The following is a 21891-nucleotide window of genomic DNA, read 5'->3' as shown; positions in this document are numbered from 1 at the left end:
CCCCCCCCCCCCCCCCCCCCCCCCCCCCCCCCCCCCCCCCGCCCCGGTCCGATCAGCCGCGGAACCGGTGAATTAGATAGGCTTCCAGCGCCGCCCGCAGCGCCGCCTCCGAAAGATTGTCCGAGAATTCGAGCGACACCGACTTGCCCTTGCGCCGCATCACCACGCCGCTCTCGTGCGGGCTGCGGCGGAACACCAGCCCGCGTGCGCCCGCCTCGGGCTTCGGGCCCTTCCAGGCCGATTTCAGCCGGGCCAGCACCTTGGCGACATGCACCGCCTCGCCCTGCCCGTCCCGCGCCCGCGCCTGCTCGGCCGCCAGCGCCCGCGCCTCGGCGATCACCTTGTGCTCGGCATCGGCCAGCATCGGGCGCAGCGCCCGCGCGTGCAGCTCCTTGATGTCGCGGATCGAGGCGAAGGCCGCGACCACTTCTTCGGGCAGCCGCGCCAGCTGCAGGTAGCGCGACAGCCAGGCCTCGGACACTTCCAGCCGCTCGGCCATCGTCTTCTGCCGGCCGCCGTAATACAGGTCGAGCGCCGAGGCATAGTCGCGCGCCCGCTCCAGATCCGACAGATCCTCGCGGTCACGGTTCTCGATATCGGCCAGCCGGAAGGCCTCTTCATCCGTCAGGTCGCGCTCTTCGATCAGGTAGCGGAACTGCGGATAGTTGTTGTCGCGCAGCCAGGTGACGGCGAAATGCCGACGCGCGCCGCAGACCACCTCGTAATCGGCCCCCCGCGCCGCAGCCTCCTGCCGCGACAGCCGGCGGACGACGGCCGGGAATTCCTGCCGCCCCTGCGCCTTGATCGAGTCGATCAGCTCGCGGCAGTTCTCCTCGGTCAGCTGGTCATAGGCGCGGTTGTGCCGCTCCCACATCACGCACCGCTCGGGATCGACCCAGCGCAGCAGCTTCTCTTCGCGCGCACTCGTATCGCTCAGCGCGTTCTGCCGGTTCAGGAACCGCGCCCCCGCGCGGTCTTCCGTCCGGGCCTCGACCGGCGCGGCAGGCTTCGGCGCCTCGGGCGCGGCCATGTCCTTCAGGATGTCGTCGAAGACGGCGTCGTGTCGCTTGCTCACAGCACTCCCTCCTTGCGCAGGGCCTTGTGGTGGCTGGGCCATGTCTTGCGCGCCAGCAGTTCGACCTCGCGGCCGACGGCGTCCAGATAGGCCCGGCACCTCTTGTGGGTTTCGGTCCGGGTCGCGGCGCCGGTCAGTTCGTAGACCGTGCCGAGATTGGCGGTGGCGTTGTCGATCTCGGCCGAGTCCTTCAGGGTCGCGGCCAGCATGTCCTGCGGGAAGACCGCGTCCATCATCCGCTTGATCGCCAGATGTGCCGATTTCTGGTCGTTCATCTTCGACGCCAGGATCTTAACGAAGCTGTACTGGCGCGCGCCCCCGTGGCGGGCCAGCTCGGCCAGCGTCGCCTCCATCATCTTCAGGAAGTGCGCGGTCGAGGCGAAGTCGATGTTGTTCGGCGGCGTCGGCACCAGCAGCGCGTTCGCGGCGCGCAGCACCGACAGCGACAGCATTCCCAGCGCCGGCGGCGGGTCGAGCAGGATGACGTCGAACTGGTCGCTGATGCTCTCCACCCCCTCGCGCAGCCGGTCGAGGATGAAGGCCGGGTCCCGTGCCATCCGCGCCGCGAATTCGTACTCGGCGTCGTAAAGCCCAAGGTTCGCCGGGATCAGCGCCAGCCCCGGCCAATAGGTGGCGCGCAGCGCATAGTGCAGCGTCTTCGGCCCGCCGTGGCGGAAGAACGGGTAGAGCGTGTCCTCCTCCTCGTCGACATCCACGTCGGGGTTCAGCCCGAAGACCGCGGTGGTCGAGGCCTGGCTGTCGCAGTCGATGACGCAGACCCGGTAGCCCTTCAGCGCGAAATACTGCGCCAGATGGGTGACGAGGGTCGATTTGCCGACCCCGCCCTTGAAGTTCTGCACCGCCAGCACCAGCGGCGGATCGCCCTCGGCCCGGTGCGGCTGGGTGCCGAAGACCGCGCGCATCCGGTTGACCTCGGCCAGGCTGTAGCCGTTGCGGCGCCCGGTCTCGGGGTCCTTCTCGGGCTCGGGCAGGCGGCCGTCGGCCTCCGCATCGCGGATCGCCTTCTCGGTCCGGCCCACCATCTCGGCGGCGGTACGCACGTTGAAGGTCAGCTCGAGCCGCTTCTCGGTCCCGGGCGAGAACACGCGCTCGCGCAGGCGCTCGATCACGGTCGAGGCGCGACGGGTCAGCAGCGACAGCTCGTCGAGGCTGACGGGCGGGAGGACCGGCGTCGCCCCGCGGCTTTCGGTGTCTGTGGTCATGCTCGGCTCATATTGATTTGTTTGAGCGGAGAATGCGTCAGACCGGCTCCGGCGTAAAGTTCGGAAATCCGCGGGTGATGCCGAAAAAACCGATAGTGGGCGCTGCGCCGCGTCAGAACGGGAAGCCAGAGGCTTGCGCCGCGTTTCACGGGCCGCGATCACCCAATCGGTAAGAGTTTCCAATTGGCGACCCGATCGGATCCCTGGCCCCCCGAAATCTCTCAAATCGAAAAAAACCGCCTGGGTTCAGATTTCTTTGGGTTCTTATATTCGCAGAGCCGAAACCCCTGCAACAGAGCCGTTTGGCGGCCGCATCGCTTACCGATCGGGACGGTTTCGCTTACGTCCCGGGACGGCTGGCCTTACCTCTCGGGACCCCAATCCTTACTGCCCGGGTGCCGTCCAAGCCTTACATTCCGGGTGCGGCGAAAGGGGGCTGTGGATAGTCTGAAATTCGTCAATCATTCCAGTGTGCTGCGAATCGCCGATTCGAGGGTTTCCGGGCGAAGCCTTACGTTTCGGGTGACCCCGCCGGGCCAGCCCCGCCCCGCACGCCGAATCCATTGAAAGCTTACGCCCACCTCGCTACAAAAGTAAGCAGAGCAGATGTAAGCGCCGCGGATCAACCGTGGCCACGGGACAGACCCATGGCAGAGAAATCCTATCGCACCGTCGAGGCGCGTCCGAATGCCGAGAGCCTGATCAAGCCCGGCGAGCTGGTGGACCTGATCGAGGTCACGCCGCTGACGCTCAACGATCGCCGGATCTACAACCAGCTTCTCGAGAACGCTTGGGAGGCGATCGAGAAGCCGGTGACCCATGTCATCTCGAAGGCGGTCCTGCGCGGAAGCCACAATTCCAACGACCGGGTCGGTGAAAGCCTCGAACGGCTGATGCAGGCGATCGTGAAGGTCGGCGTGGTCTGGGACGGCAAGCCCGCGATCGAACGGGTCCAGCTTCTGGGCGGCAACCTCGAGGCGCTGCGGTCCGACGGGCTTCTGGAATACGAGATCCCGGCGCGGCTTCGCAAGATCATCGGCAACAGCCAGGTCTTCGCCCGCCTGCAGCGCGAGGTGATGTTCGCACTGTCGTCGAAATACGCGCTGACGCTCTACGAGATGGTGCAGAAGCGCGGCAACCTGCGCTGGAAGGCCTCCGAGAAATTCGCCCTCGACCAGCTGCGCGGCATCCTCGGCGTCCCGAAAGGTAAGCTTACGTCCTGGTCGAACCTGAAGCTGCGCGCGATCGACCCGGCAGTCGCCGAGGTCAACGCGCTGTCGGACTACATCGTCGAGATCGAGCCCATCAAGACCGGCCGCGCGGTCACGCATGTCGAGCTGCGCTGGTGGCGCAAGGATGGCGACGCGAGCGGTGCTGCCGACCGCGCGCTGCAGTTCTCGAAGGTCGGGCGCCGCGTCCGCGCCGAGGCGCGCACCGAAGAGGTCACCCCCACCGCGCCGGCAAGGCCGCGCCCGGCATGGCTCGATGCCCGCGGCCCGGCGCTGCGCACCGAAACCTATGAAACCGCCCGCCTGCGTCATCCCGGCTTCGACATCTACTTCGTCGAGGGCGAATGGCGCGCCTGGGCCGCCGGCAAGCCCGCGGCGGACGACCCCGACCGCGCCTTCCTGGCGTTCCTGCGCCGCTACGCCGAAGCGAACCCCGCCTGACCGGAAATTGCCAATTGGCAATTCGGCGCATTAACGCTCACTTTCAGCGACTTACCCCCGGCTTTCGCATTGGTCGAAGTATCCCGGGGGAGTCGCGCGGCACGCGCGGCGGGGGCAGAGCCCCCATTTCTTGCGCCCGGGCGCCGATTCCCGGGACGACCTGCGAGCTTGTCACGACCTCGCCGCAGAAACTTCGACAAACATCCCGAAGTATCGCAACAGGATTGCGCGAATGCCGTCAAACGCGGGCCATCTTGCCAAAACATTTCTGCCGCAAGCGATATCCTTCGACATCAACGGCATCGGCAGCAAGAGATCGGAGATCATCGCATGCGCATCGTGGTTCTGGGGGCAGGGGTCATCGGCGTCACCACCGCCTGGGAGCTTGCCCAGGCCGGTCACGAGGTCACCGTGATCGACCGCCAGCCGGGCCCGGCGCTCGAGACGAGCTTCGCCAATGCCGGCGAGGTCAGCCCCGGCTACTCGACGCCCTGGGCCGCGCCGGGCATTCCGATGAAGGCCGTCAAATGGATGTTCCAGAAGGACGCGCCGCTGATCCTGAACCTGCGCCCCGACCGGCTGAAGCTGACCTGGCTGGGCGAGATGCTGGGCAACTGCACCTCGGCGGCCTATGCGGTTAACAAGTCGCGGATGACCCGGCTTGCGGAATACAGCCGCGACCGGCTGGATGCGCTGCGCGCCACCACCGGCATCACCTTCGACGACCGCCAGAAGGGCACCCTGCAGGTGTTCCGCTCCGACAAGCAGATCGAAGCGGTGCAGAAGGACATCAAGGTCCTGAAGGAGGACGGCGTCGCCTTCGAGGAGCTTGACCGCGCCGGCTGCCTTGCGGCCGAGCCTGGCATGGCCGGGGCCGCGCATCTGATCGCGGGCGGTCTGCGGCTGCCGAACGACCAGACCGGCGACTGCTTCAAGTTCTCGAACCGCCTGGCCGAGATGGCGGCGGCGGCGGGCGTGGCCTTCCGCTGGGGCGTCGGCATCCGCCGGCTCGTCGCCCGCGCCGGCCGGATCGAGGCGGTCGAGACCGACCGCGGCCTCGTCCATGCCGATGCCTTCGTGCTGGCGCTCGGCTCGCATTCGCCGGCGCTGACCGCGGCCCTTGGCTTCCGGCTGCCGATCTATCCGGTCAAGGGCTACTCGCTGACCGCGCCGATCCTCGACGCCGCGCGCGCCCCGGAATCGACGGTGATGGACGAAACGTTCAAGGTCGCGATCACCCGGCTGGGCGACCGGATCCGCATCGGCGGCCTCGCAGAAATCAACGGCTTCGACCAGAGCCTGAACGACAAGCGTCGCGGCACGCTGGAACGTTCTGCCGGCAGCCTGTTCGTGGGCGGCGGCGACCTGAAGGCGGCCAGCTTCTGGACCGGCCTGCGCCCGATGACGCCCGACGGCACCCCGGTCGTGGGGCGCTCGCCGGTCGAGAACCTCTGGCTGAACACCGGTCACGGCACGCTGGGCTGGACGATGTCGGCGGGCTCGGCGCGCGTCATCGCCGATCTGATCTCGGGCCGTGCGACCGACATCGACGCCAGCGACCTTGGCTATGCGCGCTATGTGAAGACCGCGGTGAAACTCGCCAAGGCCCGCGGCAGCCTGCAGCCGGCCTAAGCCCGGCGCATCAGGTAGATGTCCATGATCCAGCCGTGGCGCGCCCGCGCCGCGGCGCGTGTGTCCAGGATCCGGGCCGAGACCTCGGGCAGGGGGCCCGCGATCAGGATCTCTTCCGCCATCCCCGCATAGGCCGACCACCAGATCGTCACGCCTTCGGGCGCAATCGCTTCGAAAGCGCCGCCCGCATCCAGCATCACCACCACGGTGTCCGCGCTCACGGGCCAGCCCTCGTCGCGCAATCGCCGCCCGGTGGTGACCAAGAAGGGCTTTCCGACCTCGTTCAGCGGGATACGGTGCGCCGCGCACAGCGCCTGGATCGAGGTCACGCCGGGGATCACCTCGACCGACGCGGATCTCACCGCCGCAAGCCGTTCCGCGATCCGCAGGGTGGAATCGTAAAGCGACGGATCGCCCCAGACCATCAGCGCCACCTTCGCCGGGCCGGGGCCGATCGCCTCATCCCAGACCCGCGCGATGCGGTCGTGCCAGTCCGAGACGCGGGCCTCGTAGTCGGGGATCGCCGGATCGCGGACGGGCAGGGGGAAGGGGCGCAGCTTCGAGACGTCTCCCAGAACCTCGCCTGCGATGGCGCGGCGCAGATCGGCGAGGTCGGCCTTGTCCTCGCCCTTCTCGGGGATAAGCACGATGTCGGCCGCCCGCAGCGCCTCGGCCGCCTGGAAGGTCAGGTGCTTCGGATGCCCGGTGCCGATACCGACGAGCGAGAGCTGGATCATGGGGGCCTCCGGATGCGAACGGGCCCCGGGGATGATCCCGGGGCCCGCAAGAGTTAGACGGTTTCGCGCGCCGGCGGAAGATCAGGCGGCGTTGTGCAGCCGCGGCGTCACGATGCCTGACTTATCAAGTCCTTTCAATGACTTGGCAGCTGCCAGAACGGCGAGGTCAACGAGCGGCTCCAGCAGCACGACCGACATGTAGGCGACCCCGAAGGAGCCGATGGCGGCAAGGTTCGCGGCCTCGAAGCCGTGACCGTAAAGCGCCCAGAACCCGACCCAGGCGACGATGCCGCCCTGGTAGGCGGTAGAAAGCTTCAGCGCCTGCGCATAGCTCAGGTCCACATAGGCGGTGCCGGGCGCGATGATCCGCGCGGCCAGCATCCGCAGGCCGAAGAGCGGCACCAGCAGCGTGGTGACGTTCATGCCGTATTGCGGCAGGTCGGTCGGCACGAAGAACAGGCCCTGCAGCAGCAGGCCCAGCGCGAGGCCGATCGCGGCCGGGGCGGCGCCGAACAGCAGGAACAGGGTCGATCCGAGGATCAGGTGCACCTCGGAGACGCCCACCGGGTGATGCGGCAGCACCTGGAAGAAGGTGAAGACCGCGGCGGTCGAAAGCGCCGAGCGGGCGGCGAGCGAGGGGATGCCCTTCTCGACGGCGGCCTCGGCGGCCATCTTCAGGGTGGTGAGGCCCGCGGCGGCGGCGGTGCCAAGGCTCAGAAGCAGTTTGGCGCCGGTGACGACGCCGTGTTCGATATGCATGTCGGTCTCCTTGCCGTCACACCCGACGGCGGTTGAGGGTCTCCTCTAGGGCCGGTCTCCTGGCTCGCGGGTCGAGGGCGGGTCTGCGGCCTTCCCGGACCTTCGGTCCAGTGGCGCTCAGGGCAGGCCCGCCTCACCGCATACAGTCGCGGGGGCGGCCGGGGCTTCGGGCGCCGCGATTGGGTCCGCCCTTCCCCGTTCCCGATGAAGCCCGACGCCTGGGGCGTCTTCGCGGGCACCAAAGAGGTGTTCAGGTAAAGTCCTTGTGAGCCGCTCCGTCAAGCCTCGTCAGCGAGCGGACCGTAGAGGATCAGCGCGGGGCTGGTGCCCGGTGTCTCATGCGCGAGACGGGCGGCGAGGGTTGCGAGCGTCATCCGGCTCAGGCTCTGGTCCGGCTGGCTGACGGCTTCGGCGATCAGGGCGGGGGTGTCGGGCGAGAGGCCGCGGGTCATCAGCTCGGTTGCGAAGGTCGGGAAGGTGCGGCGGCCCATGAACACGACGGTCGTGGCCTCGGGGTCGGCGAGGGCGGGCCAGTTCATGTCCTCGGGCAGGCCGCCGGTCACGTCGGCGCCGGTGATGAACTGCACGCGCCGCGCGGTCAGCCGCCGGGTCAGCGGGATGCCGGCCGCGGCGGCCGCGGCGCAGGCCGAGGGCACGCCGGGCACGATTTCGAACCCGATTCCCGCGGCGCGCAGCGCGACGATTTCCTCTTCAAGCCGCCCGAACAGACCCGAATCCCCGGATTTCAGCCGCACGACGCGCAGGCCGCGCTGCGCATGTTCGACGATCAGCCGGTTGACATGATCCTGCTTGGCCGAGGGGCGGCCGGCGCGCTTGCCCACCGCCAGCAGTTCGGCCTCGGGACGGGCGTGGCTGAGCACGGGGCCCGAGGCGAGATCGTCGAACAGGATCACGTCGGCGACGTTCAGCCGGGCGACGGCTTTCAGGGTCATCAGCTCGGGATCGCCGGGACCGGCCGAGACGAAGGCCACGGTGCCGGGGGGGAAGGGCTCGGTCATGACGCCTCGGCTATCAGGTGGAAGAAGCTGCCGGTGGCGCGGCCGCCACCGGAAAAGGCCTTTGCAGAGCCTGTTTCAGGCACCAGCGCCCCGGTCGCATCGGTGACGCGGGCCAGGGGCGCGTCGGGCTGCGACAGGATCGTGGCATAGTGGAATTCGTGCCCGCGCGCGCGCGGTGGCAGGCCGGGGGCGGGGGTCTGCAGATCCGCGAGCCGGTAGCCGAGGTGCATCTTGCGCTTGGCGAAGCTGGTCTCCAGCCCCAGAAGCCCGGCCATCGCATGGCGGGTGCCGTCCTTGGCCACCAGCCCCGCGCCCATCGCCATGTAGCCCCCGCATTCGCCATGCACCGGCTTGGTCTCTGCGAAGCGGTTCAGAGCCCGTTTGAAGCCCTGCGCGGCGGCGAGCCGCGGGGCGTGCAGCTCGGGGTAGCCGCCGGGCAACCAGCAGGCGCCGGCGCTGGGGTCCGGCCCCTCGTCGGCCAGGGGCGAGAACGGCAGGATCGTCGCGCCGCCCGCGCGCCAGCCGGCGATCAGATGCGGATAGACGAAGCTGAAGGCCGCGTCGCGCGCCAGCGCGATCCGCTCGGCCGGCGGGGGCAGCGGGAGATGGCCCGCGGCGTGCAGTCGGCAGGGCAGGGCGGCGGCCCGGATCGCGTCCAGATCGCAATGTTGCGCGACCAGATCGGCCGCGGCCTCGAGGATCCGGTCGAGGTCGGCCTGTTCCTCGGCCTGCACGAGGCCAAGGTGGCGTTCGGGCATCTCGATCGCGGCCAGCCGGGGCAGGGCGCCCAGCACGGTCAGGCCGGCGGCCTCGATGCCCGCGCGCAGAAGCGCCTCGTGCCGGGGCGAGGCCACGCGGTTCAGGATCACGCCCGCGACGCGGATATCGTCCCGGAACCGGGCCAATCCCAGCGCCACGGCCCCCGCCGTCTGCGCCTGGCCCGAGGCGTCGATCACCACCACCACCGGCCAGCCCGTCAGCGCCGCGAGGTCCGCCGAAGACCCGGTGCCGCTTTCGCCGGGGGCAGCGACGCCGTCATGCAGGCCCATCGAGCCCTCGGCAATCACCAGTTCCGCCGGCATCTCTGCCGCGATCAGCGCGGCGATCTGGCCTGCGCCCATCGCCCAGCTGTCGAGGTTGACAGACGGCCGACCGGTCGCGGCGCGGTGGAAGGCGGGGTCGATGTAGTCCGGTCCGCTCTTGAAGGCCTGCACGACAGTGCCCGCCCGCGCGAAGGCGCGCGCCAGCCCCAGCGTGACCGTGGTCTTGCCGGTGCCCGAGGCCGGGGCCGAGACGATCAGGCCAGGCGGTATCATCCCACCTCCGGGAAGCGCGGATCGGTGCCGACGGGGCGATAGCGGCGGTCGTAATCGCCGGCATAGAGCCTGCTTTCGCCGAAGCCCTCCGCCGCGAGGGTCCGACCGACAAGGATCAGTGCGGTGCGGCCGAGCGTGTCTTCGGTGGCGGCCTCGATGGTGGCGAGGGTGGCACGGACCACCCGCTCGTCGGGCCAGCTCGCGCGCCAGACCACGGCGACGGGGCAGTCGGGGCCGTAATGCGGGGTCAGTTCGGCCACCACCTTCGGCAGGACATGGACGGAAAGGTGGATCGCCAGCACCGCGCCGGTCTTGGCGAAATTGGCCAGCGTCTCTGCCTCGGGCATCGCGGTGGCGCGGCCCGAGGTGCGGGTCAGCACCACCGATTGCGCCTGTCCGGGCAGGGTCAGCTCCGCGCCGAGCGTGGCGGCGGCGGCGGCGAAGCTGGGCACGCCCGGGGTCACGTCATAGGGGATGCCTATCTCGCGCAGGCGGCGCAGCTGCTCGCCCATCGCCGACCAGACCGACAGGTCGCCCGAATGCAGCCGCGCCACGTCCTGGCCCGCGGCATGGGCGGCGGCGATTTCGGCCATGATCTCGTCGAGGCTGAGGGGCGCGGTGTTCACGATCCGGGCACCCGGCGGGCAATGGGCCAGCACGCCCTCGGGCACCAGCGAGCCGGCGTAGAGGCAGACGGGCGAGGCCGCGATCAGGTCGCGCCCGCGCAGCGTCAGAAGGTCTGCCGCGCCGGGGCCGGCGCCGATGAAATGCACGGTCATGGGTCTTCTCCTGCCGAAACGGCGAGCGCTGCCGTGGCTTGTCTGTCGTCCGAGATCACCCGCGGCCCCAGAAGCCGCGCGCCGGGGCCCGCTGCCGCCAGCGCTGCCGCCTCGGCCACCGATCCCGTTTTGTAAGACTTCGAACTTGCTTCGCTGTGTGTCAGTGTGGTCTGCGCCGCCAGATCCTCGGGCGGAATGCTGGAAACCGGCAGGTTCAGGGTCGAAACCAGCGTCTTCAGCACCTCCGCCTTGGCGGCGGCAGTCGCCAGCCGCGTGGGCGCGCCGCCGGTCGCGGCCAGCGCCGAGGCGACCGAGGCCGCGGTCGCGCGCGAGGTGAAGCCGATGCCCGCGACGATCACCCGAGCCTCCATTGCACGACGGGCCGTGCGGCGGTCCAGCCGCGCATCCGGCCAAGCGGCTGCGCCTCGGACAGTTCCACCTTCAGGAGCGTGCCGCCATGCTCGGCCTGCAGGGTCGCAAGCAGCGCCTCGGTCTCCAGCGTCACTGCGTTCACGACCAGCCGCGCGGCGGGGGCCGCGACCTGAAGGGTCGCGAAGAGCGGCGCCGAAAAGCCGCCGCCGACGAAGACCGCCTGCGGCTCGGGCAGGCCGGCGAGGGCGGCGGGGGCGGTGCCCTCGGTCACCGACAGGCGGTGCGCGAGGCCGAAGCGGTCGGCATTGGCGCGGATGTTCGCGGCGCGGGCCGGCTTCGCCTCGATCGTGCAGGCAAGACCGCCCGCGAGGCACCATTCGACCGAGACCGAGCCCGATCCGCCGCCGATGTCCCAGAGCCGTTCGCAGGGGCGGGGGGCGAGCGCCGACAGGGTCAGCGCCCGCACCGGGGCCTTGGTGATCTGCCCGTCATGGGCGAAGAGCGCGTCCGGCAGGCCGGGGCTGCGCGGCAGGAAACCGGTGCCCGCGGCCTCGATCGCCATCAGGCAGGGCGCGGCGGGGGCAAGTGCGAAGGTTTCGGCGGTGGTTGCGGTGATCCGCTCGCGCGGGCCGCCGAGCGCCTCCATCACCCAAAGCCGCGAGGGGCCGTGGCCCTGATCGGTCAGCCATTGCGCCATCTCGCCCGCCGCGGCGCCGTCGCGCAGGGTGACGAGCGCGCGGGTGCCGGGGGCCAGCAGCGGGCGCAGCCGCGCGAAGGGCGCGGCATGCAGGCCGAGCGTCAGGCACTCTTCCAGCCGCCAGCCGAGGCGCGCGGCCGCCAGCGACACCGTCGAGGGCGCGGGCAGGCAGCGCCAGTCGCCGGGGCTCAGCAGCGCGGCCAAGGTGCCGCCGGCGCCGTGCCAGAACGGATCGCCCGAGGCCAGCACCGCCACCGGGCGGCCACGCAGGGCCAGCACCGGCTCGGCATCGAAGGGTACCGGCCAGGGACGGGCGCGATGCGGCTCTATCCCGGCCAGATCGAGGTGGCGGGCGCCGCCGAAGACGACCTCCGCCGCGTCAAGTGCGGCACGGCTTGCGGGGGGCAGGCCGCTCAGGCCATCCTCGCCCAGACCGATGATCGTGACCCAGGGCTCAGCCACGATGCGCATCCTTCTTCTTGGCGGCACCACCGAGGCCAGCCGCATGGCGCGGGCTCTGGCCGATCACCGCCTGCCCGCGATCTTTTCCTACGCGGGCCGGACCGAGGCGCCGGTGGCGCAGCCGATCCCGGTGCGGGTCGGCGGCTTCGGCGGGGCCGAGGGGCTGGCGGACTACCTGCACGCCAACGCGATCACCCATGTGATCGACGCGACGCATCCCTTTGCCGCGCGGATCAGCGCCAATGCCGTCACGGCCTGCGCACGGGCGGGCGTGGCGCTGGTCGCCTTCGAGCGTCCGCCATGGGTGGCGGGGGCGGGCGACGACTGGCGGCATGTGCCCGATGTGGCGGCGGCCGCGGCGGCGCTGCCCGAGAGCCCGGCCAATGTCTTTCTGGCCATCGGCCGCCAGACGCTTGGCGCCTTCGCGGCGCTGGACCGCCACCGCTTCCTGCTGCGGCTGGTCGATCTGCCCGAGGCGCTGCCGATCCCGAACGCCGAGGTCGTCATCGCCCGCGGTCCCTTCACGCTCGACGAGGACCGCGCGCTGATGCAGGCGCATGGCATCACCCATGTCGTGGCCAAGAACGCGGGCGGCAGCGGGGCGCGGGCCAAGCTCGACGCCGCGCGCGCGCTGGGCGTTCCGGTGGTGATGATCGACCGGCCCGGTATCCCGGCGCGCCCGGTGCGCGGCTCGGTCGAGGGGGTGATGGGCTGGCTTCACGAGGCCCCCGCCGCCGTTGGTTCGGGGGCCGACCGCGGCGAATAGACGAAGCGCCCGGCGCGGCGGCCAAGGCTGTTCGTCACCAGCACAACGGTGCGCATGTCGGCCATCTCTGGCGTCGCCTCGGCCAGCGTCACGGTGGTCAGCCGTTCCTCGGGCGTCGAGACGGCGCGCGCGAAGATGATCAGCCGGTCCGGCCCGCAGGCCCCGCGCAGGAGGTCCAGCACCTTGGCGAAGCCTTCGGGCCGGGATTTCGAGCGCGGATTGTAGAAGGCCATGGCGAAATCGGCCTCGGCCGCAAGGCGGAGGCGCTTTTCGACCAGCGCCCAGGGCTTGAGATTGTCCGAGAGGTTGATCGCGCAGAAATCGTGGCCCAAAGGCGCGCCGGCGCGGGCGGCGGCGGCGAGCATCGCGGTGATGCCGGGCAGGATCTGGAGGTCGAGCGCGTCGTCCGCAGGCGTCAGCACCTCGAGCACCGCCGCCGCCATCGCGAAGACGCCGGGATCGCCGGACGAGACGACGACGACCCGCGCGCCGGCGCGGGCCATGTCGAGGGCGGCGCGGGCGCGCTCGGCCTCGACCCGGTTGTCGGAGGGATGCAGCGTCAGGCCCGGGCGCGGGGCGACGCGGGCGACATAGGGAATGTAGCCGACGATGTCGGTGGCCTCCGCCAGCGCCGCCGAGACCTCGGGCGTCACCATCCCGTCCGCGCCGGGGCCGAGGCCGACCACCTTGAGCCAACCACTCATTCGGCGATCTCCGGGCGGCGGCCCTGGCCGTGGACGAGGACGATCGCGAAATAGGGGCAGTCGGCGTCGGCGACCTCGGACAGGCGGGCGACGCGCTGGCCGGGCATGGTGCCGCGTTCCACGAGCCAGGCGTCGTTCAACCGCCCGGCGGCGGCCAGCGCGCGGCGCACTTTCGGCAGGTTGCGGCCGGTCTTCATGATCACCAGCGCGTCGGCGCTGGTCGCGTGGCGGGTGAGCTCGGCTTCGGGCAGGGTGCCCATCAGCACCGTCATCACGTCGTCGCCCCAGGTGATCGGCACGCCGCTTGCATGCCAGCAGCCGGCCATGCCGGGGATGCCGGGGATCACCTCGACCGGCACGCGGCCCTGCAGGCGCGAATGCAGATGCATGAACGAGCCGTAGAAGAACGGGTCGCCCTCGCACAGCACCACCACCTCTTCGGTGGTGGCGAGCGTGGCGAGGCGCGCGGCCCAGTCGTCGTAGAACCGCGCGAGCGCGGTGATGTAATCGGGATGGTCGAAGGGGATCTCGGTCGTGACCGGGTATTCCATCGCGTATTCGGTGGCTTGCGCGTCGATCATCCCCTCGACGATGCGCCGCGCCTGTCCGGCGCGGCCGGCCTTGCGGAAGAAGGCCACGTGTCGCGCGGCGCGGATCACCCGGTCGGCCTTGACCGACAAAAGGTCCGGGTCGCCGGGGCCGAGGCCTGCGCAGATCACCCGGCCGGTGATCTTCACCACGGGTTCATGCGGCTGGGCGGCGGGCGAGGGGGGCATCTGCACGGGCCTCACTCCTTGCGACTGGCCAGCGCGTTGACCGCGGCCACGGTGATGGCCGAGCCGCCGAGGCGCCCCTCGACCACGACGGCGGGGCAGGGGGGCGCGGCGATCAGCGCGGCCTTCGATTCCGCGGCGCCGACGAAGCCCACCGGGCAGCCGATGATCGCGGCAGGGCGCGGGCAGGCCGGATCCTCGAGCATGTTCAGCAGGTGGAAAAGCGCGGTCGGCGCGTTGCCGATCGCGACCACGGCGCCCTCCAGATGCGGACGCCACAATTCGAGAGCCGCGGCCGATCGGGTGTTCGACATTGCCTTTGCAAGCTCGGGCACCGACGGGTCGTGCAACGTGCAGATCACCTGATTGCCGGCGGGCAGGCGGGGGCGGGTGATGCCTTCGGAGACCATCCGTGCATCGCACAGGATCGGCGCGCCGGCCTCGAGCGCTGCACGGGCGGCGATGGCCATGCCGGGGGTAAAGCGGATGTGGCGTTCCAGCCCGACCATGCCGGCCGCATGGATCATGCGGACCGCGACCACCTCTTCCTCGCGGGTGAAGCGTGCGAGGTCGGCCTCGGCCCGGATCGTGGCGAAGCTTTCCAGATAGATGGCGGCGCCGTCGGTCTCATAGGTATGGGGCATCGGTCGTGTCGTCCTGCGGCGGTGTCGCGGTGAAAAGGGCGGGATCGGCCAGCCGTTCGGGGCCGATGTCGCGGATGGCGGGGTCGTCCGAGGCGCGGGCGTCGCGGGCGAAGTCGAAACCGTGGACCGTGGCGGTCAGCACGAAGGGGGCGGGGCCGGGATGCGCGCAGCCCTTGGCGCAGCCCGAGACATGCAGCAGCGCGCCCGGCGGCACATGGGTGGCAAGGCCTCGGGCCAGCGCGCGGGTGGGCGCCAGCGCCTGCGGACAGCGCGGCGCGCCGGTGCAGGCCACGACCCGGCGCAGCGGATCCTCCGGGTCGGTGACGACATGGGGCAGCGCGGGCAGCCGCGTGGCGCCGGCGATCAGGATCATCCGCCAAGGCGTCAGGATCAGGTCATGGCCCATCCCGGCCAGCGCCGACAGGGTCTTGGCGCGGGTCTCGCCCATCGCGAAGCCGATCAGCGCGCCCTCGGGGGTCAGGCCGGGGCCGGGCAGCGGCGCGGTCTCGGCGGGGTATTCGGCGCCGGTGAGCGCGTCGGGCAGCAGGTGGCCGGACTTCAGATGCGCCTTCATCCGGCCCCGCCCCTCGGGCGCGCCGCCGGTGTCGAGGAACCAGCGCGCCAGCGCCACGGCCCTGGCAGGGCCCTCGGCCTCGGTCACCGGCAGGCCGGTTGCCGCGCCGTCGGCGCGCAGGATCAGCCCGCCCGCAGCCCCGCGCTCGATCCGGATGTCGGCGGGGGCATGGGTCAGCAGGCGGAGGGGCCCGGTGTCGAGCGCGAAGCCGAACTTGCCCGGAAGCGTGCCCTCCAGCCCGGCCAGAGCCGCTTCCAGCGCGGCGGCCAGCGCGCGCGTCTCGGCGAAGGGGGTCACGAGGATGTTGCGCCGGGTCTCTGCCGCCACATCGGCGTCGATCAGGCCGAGCGGGCGCAGGTCGGCGATCAGCGCGGGGTGGCTGTCCTCGGTGACGCCGCGGATCTGCAGGTTGGCGCGGGCCGACAGGTCCAGAAGCCCATTGCCATGCGCCATCGCCGCCATCGCGATGCCGTTCGCCTGTTCGGGGGTCAGCCGTCCGGCATGGGCGCGGATCCGCACCACCAGCCCGTCGCCCGATGCCATCGGGCGCAGCGCGCCGGGGCACCAACCCTTGATGTCGAACCCGCTCATGGCGCGCCTCCCAACCCGGCCGCGATCGAATTGGACCTTGTGTGCCACAGCCCGGCGGCGGCAAGACGGCGAAAAACGTCCCTCAGCGCGGCAAGGGCGGCGGGGTTGGCGTCCTGCATGAAGGCCACGAGGTCGTCTCGGCCGAGCGTCGCCTGATGGTAGAGGTCGAAAAGATGCGGCGGCACCACCTGCGCGAGATGGGCGAAGGCGGCCATGTGCTCGGCCGTCGCCGCGATCTCGGCGGCGCCGCGGAAGCCGTGGCGCATCATCCCCGTGGCCCAGGCCGGGTTCGCGGCGCGGGCGCGGGTGACGCGGGCGATCTCTTCGGTGAGGCTGCGGGCGCGCGGGGCTTCGGGGTTGGTGTTGTCGAGGTGATAAAGGCTCGGTTTCGCCGCGCCGAGCGTCGCGGCGGCGGCGGCGAAGCCCGCCTCGTGCGCGGCATAGTCCGAGGCCAGCAGCAGGTCGGATTCGGCAAGGTCCTGGGCATGGACGAAGGCGTCGGCGCCGCGGACGCGGGTTTCGAGCGCGGCGCGGGCCTCGTGCGCCTCGCCGTCCGCGCCGATCGCCCAGGCCGAGGCGGCAAGCCAAGCCTCGCCGGCGGCGGCGCGGGCCTCGGGCGTGAAATCGTCAAGCTCGGCGGTCATGCCGACGCCGTAGAGGCCGGGTTTCGGGCCGAAGAGGCGGGGGATTTCCGTCAGATAGGGGTTGTCGGCGGGGTCTTCATCGCGCGCGGCCAGCGCGGCGGTGCCGGTCTCGAACAGCTGGGCGAGGCCCGGGAAGATGTCGCGGAACAGGCCCGAGACGCGCAGCGTGACGTCGATGCGCGGGCGGTTCAGGAGTGCGAGCGGTGTGACCTCGATCCCCGTCACCCGGCCCGAGCCGGCATCCCAGGTGGGGGCAAGGCCCGCGAGATGCAGGGCCATGGCGAAATCCTCGCCCGCGGTGCGCATCGTGGCCGAGCCCCAGAGGTCGACGACCAGCCCCGAGGGCCAGTCGCCCTGATCCTGCAGGTGGCGGCGGATCAGTTCCTCGGCCAGCCGCACGCCCTGCGCATGGGCGGCCTTCGAGGGCACGGCGCGGGGATCGACCGAATAGAGGTTTCGCCCGGTGGGCAGCACGTCGCTGCGGCCGCGGGCGGGCGAGCCCGAGGGGCCGGCCTCGACCCGCCGGCCGCCAAGCGCCGCCCGCAGGCCCGCGCGTTCGGCGTCGCCGCAGGCCCCGCGGCCGTAGACATGCAGCCCGTCGCCGAAGCGGCTTTCCTTCAGGTCGCAGACGAAGCGGTCGATCTGGGGAATAGCCTCGGCCGGGGCGGCGGTGGCGGGGATCGCGAGGTCGGTTTCCACGCCCGCGGCCTGCGCCTCGGTGCGGATCGCGGCGATCAGCCGGTCGCGCCGCGCCGGGTCGAGCCCGTCGGCGGTGGAATATTCGTCGAGCAGCCGCTCCAGTTCGCGCAGGCTCTCGGGCGTTTCCGAGGCGGCGAGCGGCGGCGGCAGGTGGCCGAGCGTGATCGCCCCGATCCGGCGGCGGGCCTGCGCGGCCTCGCCGGGGTCGTTGACGATGAACGGGTAGATCACCGGGGTCGCGCCGGTCAGCGCCTCGGGCCAGCAGGCGGCCGAGAGGGCGACGGATTTGCCCGGCAGCCATTCCAGCGTGCCATGCGCGCCCATGTGGATCATCGCGTCGACCCCTTGGGCGCGGAGCCAGAGGTAGAAGGCGACATAGCCGTGGCGCGGGGTGCGCGCGAGGTCGTGGTAGCTGTCGTCGCGGGTCGCGACCTCGCCGCGTTCGGGCTGCAGCGCGACCAGGGTGCGGCCGAGGCGGAGCGCGGGGAAGCGGAAGGTGGTGCCATCGCAAAGCGGGTCGGCCTCGGGGGCGCCCCAGGCTTGGATCAGGCTCTGCTGCAACGGCTCGGGCAGGGTGGCGAGGGCCGCGCGATAGGCGTCGAGCGGCCAGTCGAGGGTTTCGGACAGGAGCCGGTCGGCAAGGTCGGGTTCGGGGCGCGCGTCATGGCCGGCGGCGGCGAGGTCCGCGAGCAGCGCCTCGGTCGAGGCCAGCGCGTCGAGGCCGACGGCATGGGCGATCTGATGCGCGCGGCCGGGGTAGGTCGAGAGCACCACCGCGAGGGTTTTTTCAGCCGGGGCGAGGGTTTGCAGCCGTTGCCAGCCGGCAATCCGTGCGACGGCGGCGGCGATGCGGTCGGGGTCGGCGCGATGGGCGAAACGCGACCACTCGAGATCGGGGTCGCGGGGGGAGGGCTGCTTGAAGCTGATGACCCCGGCGGTCAGGCGGCCGTCGACCTCTGGCAGGACCACGTGCATCGCAAGGTCGGCGGGCGAGAGGCCGCGGTCGGACGCTGCCCAGTCGCGGCGCCGCGCGGTGGAAAGCGCGACCTGGAAGACGGGCGCGTCGAGGGCGTCGAACGGGGTGCGACCCTGCCCGTCGCGGGCCGAGAAGGCGGTGGCGTTGACCACGGCCGCGGGCGGGTGCGCCGCGAGATGCGCGGCGAGCCAGGCGGCGGTGGCAGGGGATTTCAGCGAGGGGGCGAAGATCCCGTAGGCCGCGAAACCCCGCGCCTCGAGCGCCGCGATCAGGGCGGCGATCGGGTCGGTGTCGGCGGCGGTCAGGTAGCTGCGGTAGAAGGTGACGGCGATCTGCGGGCGCGCCTTCTGGCCGGCGGGGGAAGGGGGCTCTGCCCCCGCGGCTGCGCCGCCCCCCCGGGATATTTTCGCCAATGAGAAAGCACCGGCGGGGAGGGGGCCGGTCGTGGGGTGCCAGAAGCCGTGATCGGGCAGGGTCTTGGCGCCGGGCGGGGGCGCGAGCCAGAGGCCGGCGGCGAGCGCGAGCTGCGAGAGCGCGGCTTCGGCGGCGAGGGCGCCGCCGGTGTCGCAGAGCGCCTTGAGCCGGTCGAGGGTCGATTTCGGGACCGTGGAGAGGGCCGTCAGGCGCGGGTCGTCCTGGCCGTCGGCTGGGAGGAGCGCCAGCGCGATGTTGCGGCGGCGGGCGAGGTCCTGAAGGGTCGCGAGGCCGTAGGGCCAATAGGCCTCGCCGCCGATCAGGCGCACGAGGATGGCCTTGGCGCCCTGCAGGGTGGTCTCGGCATAGGTGTCGGTCGAGATCGGGTGCTTCAGCGCGACAAGGTTGCAAAGTCTGAGGCTTGGCAGGTCCGAGGGGGGGTGATCCCCGTGCACCCCCTGTACACCCCCTGTACACCGCCGCGCTGCAGCATCGCGGGCTTTCGCCTGCCGCCAGCCTTCCGCGAAGGCGCCGAGGTCGCTGTCGGAGAAGGACAGCACCACCAGATCCGCGGGGCTCTGCCCGGGATCGTAGGGGGTGGCCGTCTCGTCGAGGCCGTGGCTTTCGCGGAAGACGACGTGCATCGGCGCCCGTCAGGCCTCGACGGGGTCGAGCAGGACCGAGCGGATCGCGGCGAGGTCGACATGGTCGTGCTCTGCGATCACCACGAGCCGCGAGGCGCGGGGCCGCGCGCCCCAGGGCGCGTCGAACTGGTGGCGCACACGCTCGCCCACCGCCTGCACCAGAAGCCGCATCGGCTTGCCGGTGACCGCGATGTAGCCCTTCACGCGCAGGATCTGCTGTTCGCGGGCGAGGCGCTGGATGCGGGTGGCGAGGTCGGCGGGATCGGCGATCTCGGGCAGGTCGATGACGACGGTGTCGAAATCGTCATGCTCGTGGTCGTCATGCCCGTCGTGATGCGAGGGGCGGTTGGCGAGGTCGTCCTCGGCCGCGGCGGACAGGCCGAGGATCAGGGCGGGGTCGATCGCGCCCTCGGTCACCGGGATCGTCGGCAGCGGGCGCGGCGCCTCGGCCGCGATCACTTCGCGCGCGGCGGCAAGGCCCGCTTCGCCCGCGAGGTCGGCCTTGGTCAGAAGCACGATGTCGGCGCAGGCGATCTGGTCCTCGAACACCTCCGACAGCGGGGTCTCGTGGTCGATGCTGTCATCGGCCTCGCGCTGGGCGTTCACCGCGTCCACGTCGGGGGCGAAGCGGCCGGCGGCCACGGCTTCGGCATCGGCGAGCGCGATCACGCCGTCGACGGTGATCTTCGAGCGGATCGCGGGCCAGTCGAAGGCCTTCAGGAGCGGCTTCGGCAGGGCGAGGCCCGAGGTCTCGATCAGGATGTGCTCGGGGCGCACGGGCTGGGCGAGCAGCTTCTCGATCGTCGGGATGAAATCGTCGGCGACGGTGCAGCAGATGCAGCCGTTCGCCAGCTCGAGGATGTTCTCTTCCGGGCAGTTCTCGTCGGCGCAGCCCTTCAGGATCTCGCCATCGACGCCGACGGTGCCGAATTCGTTGACCAGCACGGCAAGGCGGCGGCCGCCGGGGTTCTGCAGCAGGTGGCGCACCAGCGTGGTCTTGCCCGAGCCGAGGAAGCCGGTGATCACGGTGACGGGGATTTTCGTGAGGTCGGACATTCAGGCCTCCTGCTGGATGGGGGGGATGCGGGCAAGCGACTGCTTGCGGAAGATGACGGGCCGCTCGCGCCAGGGCACGAGCCCGTCGGCGGTGGCGGCATAGGCGGCGGCGCCCTTCAGGATCTCTGGCGCGTCGGCGGGGGTCATGTGGCCGTAGACATAGGCCCAGCGGCCCGGGGCCGAGAGCGCGACCGCGCAGCCGGTGTTGCAGGCCGAGAGGCATTCGACGGGCACCACGGTGACGCCCGCGGGCGCCGGGCCTTCGGTCAGGGCCGCGTGCAGGCGGGCGCCGGGACGCAGGCCGCCCTCGGGCACCTCTTCGGTGCCGCGGCAGGTGGTGCAGACATGCAGGACCGTCATCGCGCGGTGCCTCCCAGTGAGTGCGGGCGGGGGCCGAACGGGCGAAAGGGCGGGCATGCCGCCTTGCGCCGGTCGCGGAACACCCCGTCCGCCCGAAACTTTCCCGCGCCGGCAGGTCTCCCGGCTTGCGGATCCAGGGAGGAGGCCCCCCAGCGGTCCGTCCCGCCTTCCCGCATCCCCGAGGGGGCACAGTGGCCTTGGGCGGACCTTTCCGGTCACGGTCGCGGGGGCGGCTGCGCTTGACCGGGAGGACCCGGGCATCGCATTCCCTCTTCGCCTGCCCTATGGACAGGAACCAGCGCCCCGCCACCTGAGGCAGGAGGGGGGCTTTTGTCAAGCTGAGGAGGCCCGGATGAGCGACGAGACCAAGGTCGGGGAGAGCGCGCCGGCGCTGTCCGAGGACGAGCGCCACGCGAAGAAGATGGCCAAGAAGAAGGCCGCGCGCGACCGGATGATGGCGACCAAGGAGGGCGAGAAGGGGCTGATCATCGTTCATACCGGGGCGGGGAAGGGCAAGTCGTCCTCTGGCTTCGGGATGATCCTGCGCTGCGTGGCGCATGGCATGCCCTGCGCGGTGGTGCAGTTCATCAAGGGCGCCTGGGACACCGGCGAGCGGCGGCTGCTGACGACGCATTTCGGCGAGCTGTGCCAGTTCCACGCGATGGGCGAGGGCTTCACCTGGGAGACGCAGGACAAGGCGCGCGACATCGCCGCGGCCCGGGCGGGCTGGGAAAAGGCCAAGGAGCTGATCCGCGACCCGTCGATCCGCATGGTGCTGCTGGACGAGATCAACATCGCGCTGCGCTACGACTATCTCGACGAGGCCGAGGTGCTGGCCTTCCTGCGCGACGAGAAGCCGGCGATGACCCATGTCGTGCTGACCGGGCGCAACGCGCGCGAGGCGCTGATCGAGGCCGCGGATCTGGTGACCGAGATGACGCTGGTCAAGCATCCGTTCCGCTCGGGCGTGAAGGGGCAGGCGGGCGTCGAGTTCTGACCCTGCCACAGGTGCCGCGCGCGGGGGTCGTCCGCGCGCCGGCGCTTCGGCGGTTCGCGCGCCGAGGTCTCAGGGGCCTGGGTGTGATCGGGCAGGGGCCGGGCTGCCCGGCATGCGACGGCGTTCGGCCTGCCGCTGGTGCGATGCTGGCTTTCGCGCCCGTGACGCCGGGTGACCCCGGGAAGGACCGCGCGATCTTCTGCGCCCCGGCGTCGTCGCGCTCGGGGAGGGGCAGTCGGGTCGGCTTGGGCCGTCACTGCGGTCGACCAGTCTTGCCCGCCGATGATGGTCGGCAAGGAGGCGCGCCC

20 protein-coding genes and 2 riboswitches are annotated in these 21891 nt (G+C 71.2%); of the genes, 4 read left to right on the top strand and 16 right to left on the bottom strand.

Features of this window, described 5'->3' with window-relative positions:
* Positions 1 to 52: 52 nt before the first annotated feature.
* Both V8J36_RS14765 and V8J36_RS14760 read right to left on the bottom strand, forming a co-directional pair.
* Positions 53 to 1075: a ParB/RepB/Spo0J family partition protein gene (locus V8J36_RS14765; RefSeq protein WP_336468077.1), complete on the bottom strand. Its 1023-nt coding sequence runs from the start codon at positions 1073 to 1075 to the stop codon at positions 53 to 55.
* Complete coding sequence (locus V8J36_RS14760) at positions 1072 to 2298, bottom strand: AAA family ATPase (protein ID WP_336468076.1); 1227 nt, start codon at positions 2296 to 2298, stop codon at positions 1072 to 1074. The genes V8J36_RS14765 and V8J36_RS14760 overlap by 4 nt, the downstream gene beginning before the upstream one ends.
* 647 nt (positions 2299 to 2945) lie before the next feature.
* On the opposite strand from V8J36_RS14760, the gene V8J36_RS14755 reads away from it, so the two are divergent.
* The gene (locus tag V8J36_RS14755; RefSeq protein ID WP_336468075.1) at positions 2946 to 3968 is read left to right on the top strand and encodes a replication initiation protein; all 1023 of its coding nucleotides are present in this window, start codon (positions 2946 to 2948) and stop codon (positions 3966 to 3968) included.
* Between the two features lie 330 nt (positions 3969 to 4298).
* Positions 4299 to 5600, top strand: coding sequence for a D-amino acid dehydrogenase (locus V8J36_RS14750; protein WP_336468074.1), 1302 nt, complete (start codon positions 4299 to 4301; stop codon positions 5598 to 5600).
* Here the strand turns inward: V8J36_RS14750 and cobF are convergent.
* The 7 genes from cobF to cbiE all read right to left on the bottom strand — a co-directional run bounded on the left by cobF (position 5597) and on the right by cbiE (position 11741).
* A complete protein-coding gene (gene cobF / locus V8J36_RS14745) occupies positions 5597 to 6337 on the bottom strand; it encodes a precorrin-6A synthase (deacetylating) (protein ID WP_336468073.1) in 741 nt (246 codons plus the stop codon). The genes V8J36_RS14750 and cobF overlap by 4 nt on opposite strands.
* Before the next feature lie 81 nt (positions 6338 to 6418).
* A complete protein-coding gene (locus V8J36_RS14740; RefSeq protein WP_336468072.1) occupies positions 6419 to 7096 on the bottom strand; it encodes an energy-coupling factor ABC transporter permease in 678 nt (225 codons plus the stop codon).
* A gap of 32 nt (positions 7097 to 7128) precedes the next feature.
* Positions 7129 to 7354: riboswitch (cobalamin riboswitch) on the bottom strand.
* Between the two features lie 20 nt (positions 7355 to 7374).
* Positions 7375 to 8115, bottom strand: coding sequence for a uroporphyrinogen-III C-methyltransferase (cobA, locus tag V8J36_RS14735; protein ID WP_336468071.1), 741 nt, complete (start codon positions 8113 to 8115; stop codon positions 7375 to 7377).
* On the bottom strand, positions 8112 to 9431 hold the full coding sequence (locus V8J36_RS14730; protein ID WP_336468070.1) for a cobyrinate a,c-diamide synthase: 1320 nt from the start codon (positions 9429 to 9431) through the stop codon (positions 8112 to 8114). Before V8J36_RS14730 ends, cobA begins: the two co-directional genes overlap by 4 nt.
* Positions 9428 to 10210, bottom strand: a complete 783-nt coding sequence (gene cobM, locus V8J36_RS14725) for a precorrin-4 C(11)-methyltransferase (protein ID WP_336468069.1) — start codon at positions 10208 to 10210, stop codon at positions 9428 to 9430. The genes V8J36_RS14730 and cobM overlap by 4 nt, the downstream gene beginning before the upstream one ends.
* Positions 10207 to 10569: a cobalamin biosynthesis protein gene (locus V8J36_RS14720; RefSeq protein ID WP_336468068.1), complete on the bottom strand. Its 363-nt coding sequence runs from the start codon at positions 10567 to 10569 to the stop codon at positions 10207 to 10209. The genes cobM and V8J36_RS14720 overlap by 4 nt, the downstream gene beginning before the upstream one ends.
* Positions 10566 to 11741, bottom strand: coding sequence for a precorrin-6y C5,15-methyltransferase (decarboxylating) subunit CbiE (gene cbiE / locus V8J36_RS14715; protein ID WP_336468067.1), 1176 nt, complete (start codon positions 11739 to 11741; stop codon positions 10566 to 10568). Before cbiE ends, V8J36_RS14720 begins: the two co-directional genes overlap by 4 nt.
* 1 nt (position 11742) lies before the next feature.
* Here cbiE and V8J36_RS14710 point away from each other — a divergent pair, with 1 nt between their 5' ends.
* Positions 11743 to 12507: a cobalt-precorrin-6A reductase gene (locus V8J36_RS14710; RefSeq protein WP_336468066.1), complete on the top strand. Its 765-nt coding sequence runs from the start codon at positions 11743 to 11745 to the stop codon at positions 12505 to 12507.
* On the opposite strand, the gene cobJ is transcribed toward V8J36_RS14710, so the two are convergent.
* Genes cobJ through V8J36_RS14675 form a run of 7 tightly spaced genes read right to left on the bottom strand, consistent with a single transcriptional unit; the run spans position 12459 to position 20586 of the window.
* On the bottom strand, positions 12459 to 13211 hold the full coding sequence (gene cobJ / locus V8J36_RS14705; protein WP_336468065.1) for a precorrin-3B C(17)-methyltransferase: 753 nt from the start codon (positions 13209 to 13211) through the stop codon (positions 12459 to 12461). The genes V8J36_RS14710 and cobJ overlap by 49 nt on opposite strands.
* Positions 13208 to 13987 carry a precorrin-2 C(20)-methyltransferase gene (locus V8J36_RS14700; RefSeq protein WP_336468194.1) on the bottom strand — a complete coding sequence of 260 codons (780 nt, stop codon included), beginning with the start codon at positions 13985 to 13987 and terminating at the stop codon, positions 13208 to 13210. The genes cobJ and V8J36_RS14700 overlap by 4 nt, the downstream gene beginning before the upstream one ends.
* A gap of 11 nt (positions 13988 to 13998) precedes the next feature.
* Positions 13999 to 14628 (bottom strand): precorrin-8X methylmutase, encoded by a 630-nt coding sequence (locus tag V8J36_RS14695; protein ID WP_336468064.1) that lies wholly within the window; start codon positions 14626 to 14628, stop codon positions 13999 to 14001.
* Positions 14612 to 15793 (bottom strand): precorrin-3B synthase, encoded by a 1182-nt coding sequence (cobG, locus tag V8J36_RS14690; RefSeq protein ID WP_336468063.1) that lies wholly within the window; start codon positions 15791 to 15793, stop codon positions 14612 to 14614. The genes V8J36_RS14695 and cobG overlap by 17 nt, the downstream gene beginning before the upstream one ends.
* Positions 15790 to 19170, bottom strand: coding sequence for a cobaltochelatase subunit CobN (gene cobN, locus V8J36_RS14685; protein ID WP_336468062.1), 3381 nt, complete (start codon positions 19168 to 19170; stop codon positions 15790 to 15792). The genes cobG and cobN overlap by 4 nt, the downstream gene beginning before the upstream one ends.
* Before the next feature lie 9 nt (positions 19171 to 19179).
* A complete protein-coding gene (cobW, locus tag V8J36_RS14680; protein WP_336468061.1) occupies positions 19180 to 20226 on the bottom strand; it encodes a cobalamin biosynthesis protein CobW in 1047 nt (348 codons plus the stop codon).
* Positions 20227 to 20586 (bottom strand): DUF1636 domain-containing protein, encoded by a 360-nt coding sequence (locus tag V8J36_RS14675; RefSeq protein WP_336468060.1) that lies wholly within the window; start codon positions 20584 to 20586, stop codon positions 20227 to 20229.
* A gap of 93 nt (positions 20587 to 20679) precedes the next feature.
* A riboswitch (cobalamin riboswitch) is annotated at positions 20680 to 20901 on the bottom strand.
* A gap of 37 nt (positions 20902 to 20938) precedes the next feature.
* On the opposite strand from V8J36_RS14675, the gene cobO reads away from it, so the two are divergent.
* The gene (cobO, locus tag V8J36_RS14670; RefSeq protein WP_336468059.1) at positions 20939 to 21583 is read left to right on the top strand and encodes a cob(I)yrinic acid a,c-diamide adenosyltransferase; all 645 of its coding nucleotides are present in this window, start codon (positions 20939 to 20941) and stop codon (positions 21581 to 21583) included.
* Positions 21584 to 21891: the final 308 nt, after the last annotated feature.

This window comes from Frigidibacter sp. MR17.14 (genome assembly GCF_037095735.1).
GTDB lineage: Bacteria > Pseudomonadota > Alphaproteobacteria > Rhodobacterales > Rhodobacteraceae > Frigidibacter.
The sequence above is the reverse complement of the archived record's forward strand: the minus strand, read 5'-3'. Positions and strand labels throughout refer to the sequence as shown.

Excerpts from the sequence above, each read along its gene's own strand:
- V8J36_RS14730 (WP_336468070.1), bottom strand. The coding sequence starts at position 9,431 with ATGATACCGCCTGGCCTGATCGTCTCGGCCCCGGCCTCGGGCACCGGC.
- cobW (WP_336468061.1), bottom strand. The coding sequence starts at position 20,226 with ATGTCCGACCTCACGAAAATCCCCGTCACCGTGATCACCGGCTTCCTC.
- V8J36_RS14750 (WP_336468074.1), top strand. The coding sequence starts at position 4,299 with ATGCGCATCGTGGTTCTGGGGGCAGGGGTCATCGGCGTCACCACCGCC.
- cobN (WP_336468062.1), bottom strand. The coding sequence starts at position 19,170 with ATGCACGTCGTCTTCCGCGAAAGCCACGGCCTCGACGAGACGGCCACC.
- V8J36_RS14700 (WP_336468194.1), bottom strand. The coding sequence starts at position 13,987 with ATGCCCCCCTCGCCCGCCGCCCAGCCGCATGAACCCGTGGTGAAGATC.
- V8J36_RS14710 (WP_336468066.1), top strand. The coding sequence starts at position 11,743 with ATGCGCATCCTTCTTCTTGGCGGCACCACCGAGGCCAGCCGCATGGCG.
- cobO (WP_336468059.1), top strand. The coding sequence starts at position 20,939 with ATGAGCGACGAGACCAAGGTCGGGGAGAGCGCGCCGGCGCTGTCCGAG.
- cobF (WP_336468073.1), bottom strand. The coding sequence starts at position 6,337 with ATGATCCAGCTCTCGCTCGTCGGTATCGGCACCGGGCATCCGAAGCAC.
- V8J36_RS14755 (WP_336468075.1), top strand. The coding sequence starts at position 2,946 with ATGGCAGAGAAATCCTATCGCACCGTCGAGGCGCGTCCGAATGCCGAG.
- V8J36_RS14760 (WP_336468076.1), bottom strand. The coding sequence starts at position 2,298 with ATGACCACAGACACCGAAAGCCGCGGGGCGACGCCGGTCCTCCCGCCC.
- cobM (WP_336468069.1), bottom strand. The coding sequence starts at position 10,210 with ATGACCGTGCATTTCATCGGCGCCGGCCCCGGCGCGGCAGACCTTCTG.
- cobG (WP_336468063.1), bottom strand. The coding sequence starts at position 15,793 with ATGAGCGGGTTCGACATCAAGGGTTGGTGCCCCGGCGCGCTGCGCCCG.
- V8J36_RS14740 (WP_336468072.1), bottom strand. The coding sequence starts at position 7,096 with ATGCATATCGAACACGGCGTCGTCACCGGCGCCAAACTGCTTCTGAGC.
- cobA (WP_336468071.1), bottom strand. The coding sequence starts at position 8,115 with ATGACCGAGCCCTTCCCCCCCGGCACCGTGGCCTTCGTCTCGGCCGGT.
- cobJ (WP_336468065.1), bottom strand. The coding sequence starts at position 13,211 with ATGAGTGGTTGGCTCAAGGTGGTCGGCCTCGGCCCCGGCGCGGACGGG.
- V8J36_RS14695 (WP_336468064.1), bottom strand. The coding sequence starts at position 14,628 with ATGCCCCATACCTATGAGACCGACGGCGCCGCCATCTATCTGGAAAGC.
- V8J36_RS14675 (WP_336468060.1), bottom strand. The coding sequence starts at position 20,586 with ATGACGGTCCTGCATGTCTGCACCACCTGCCGCGGCACCGAAGAGGTG.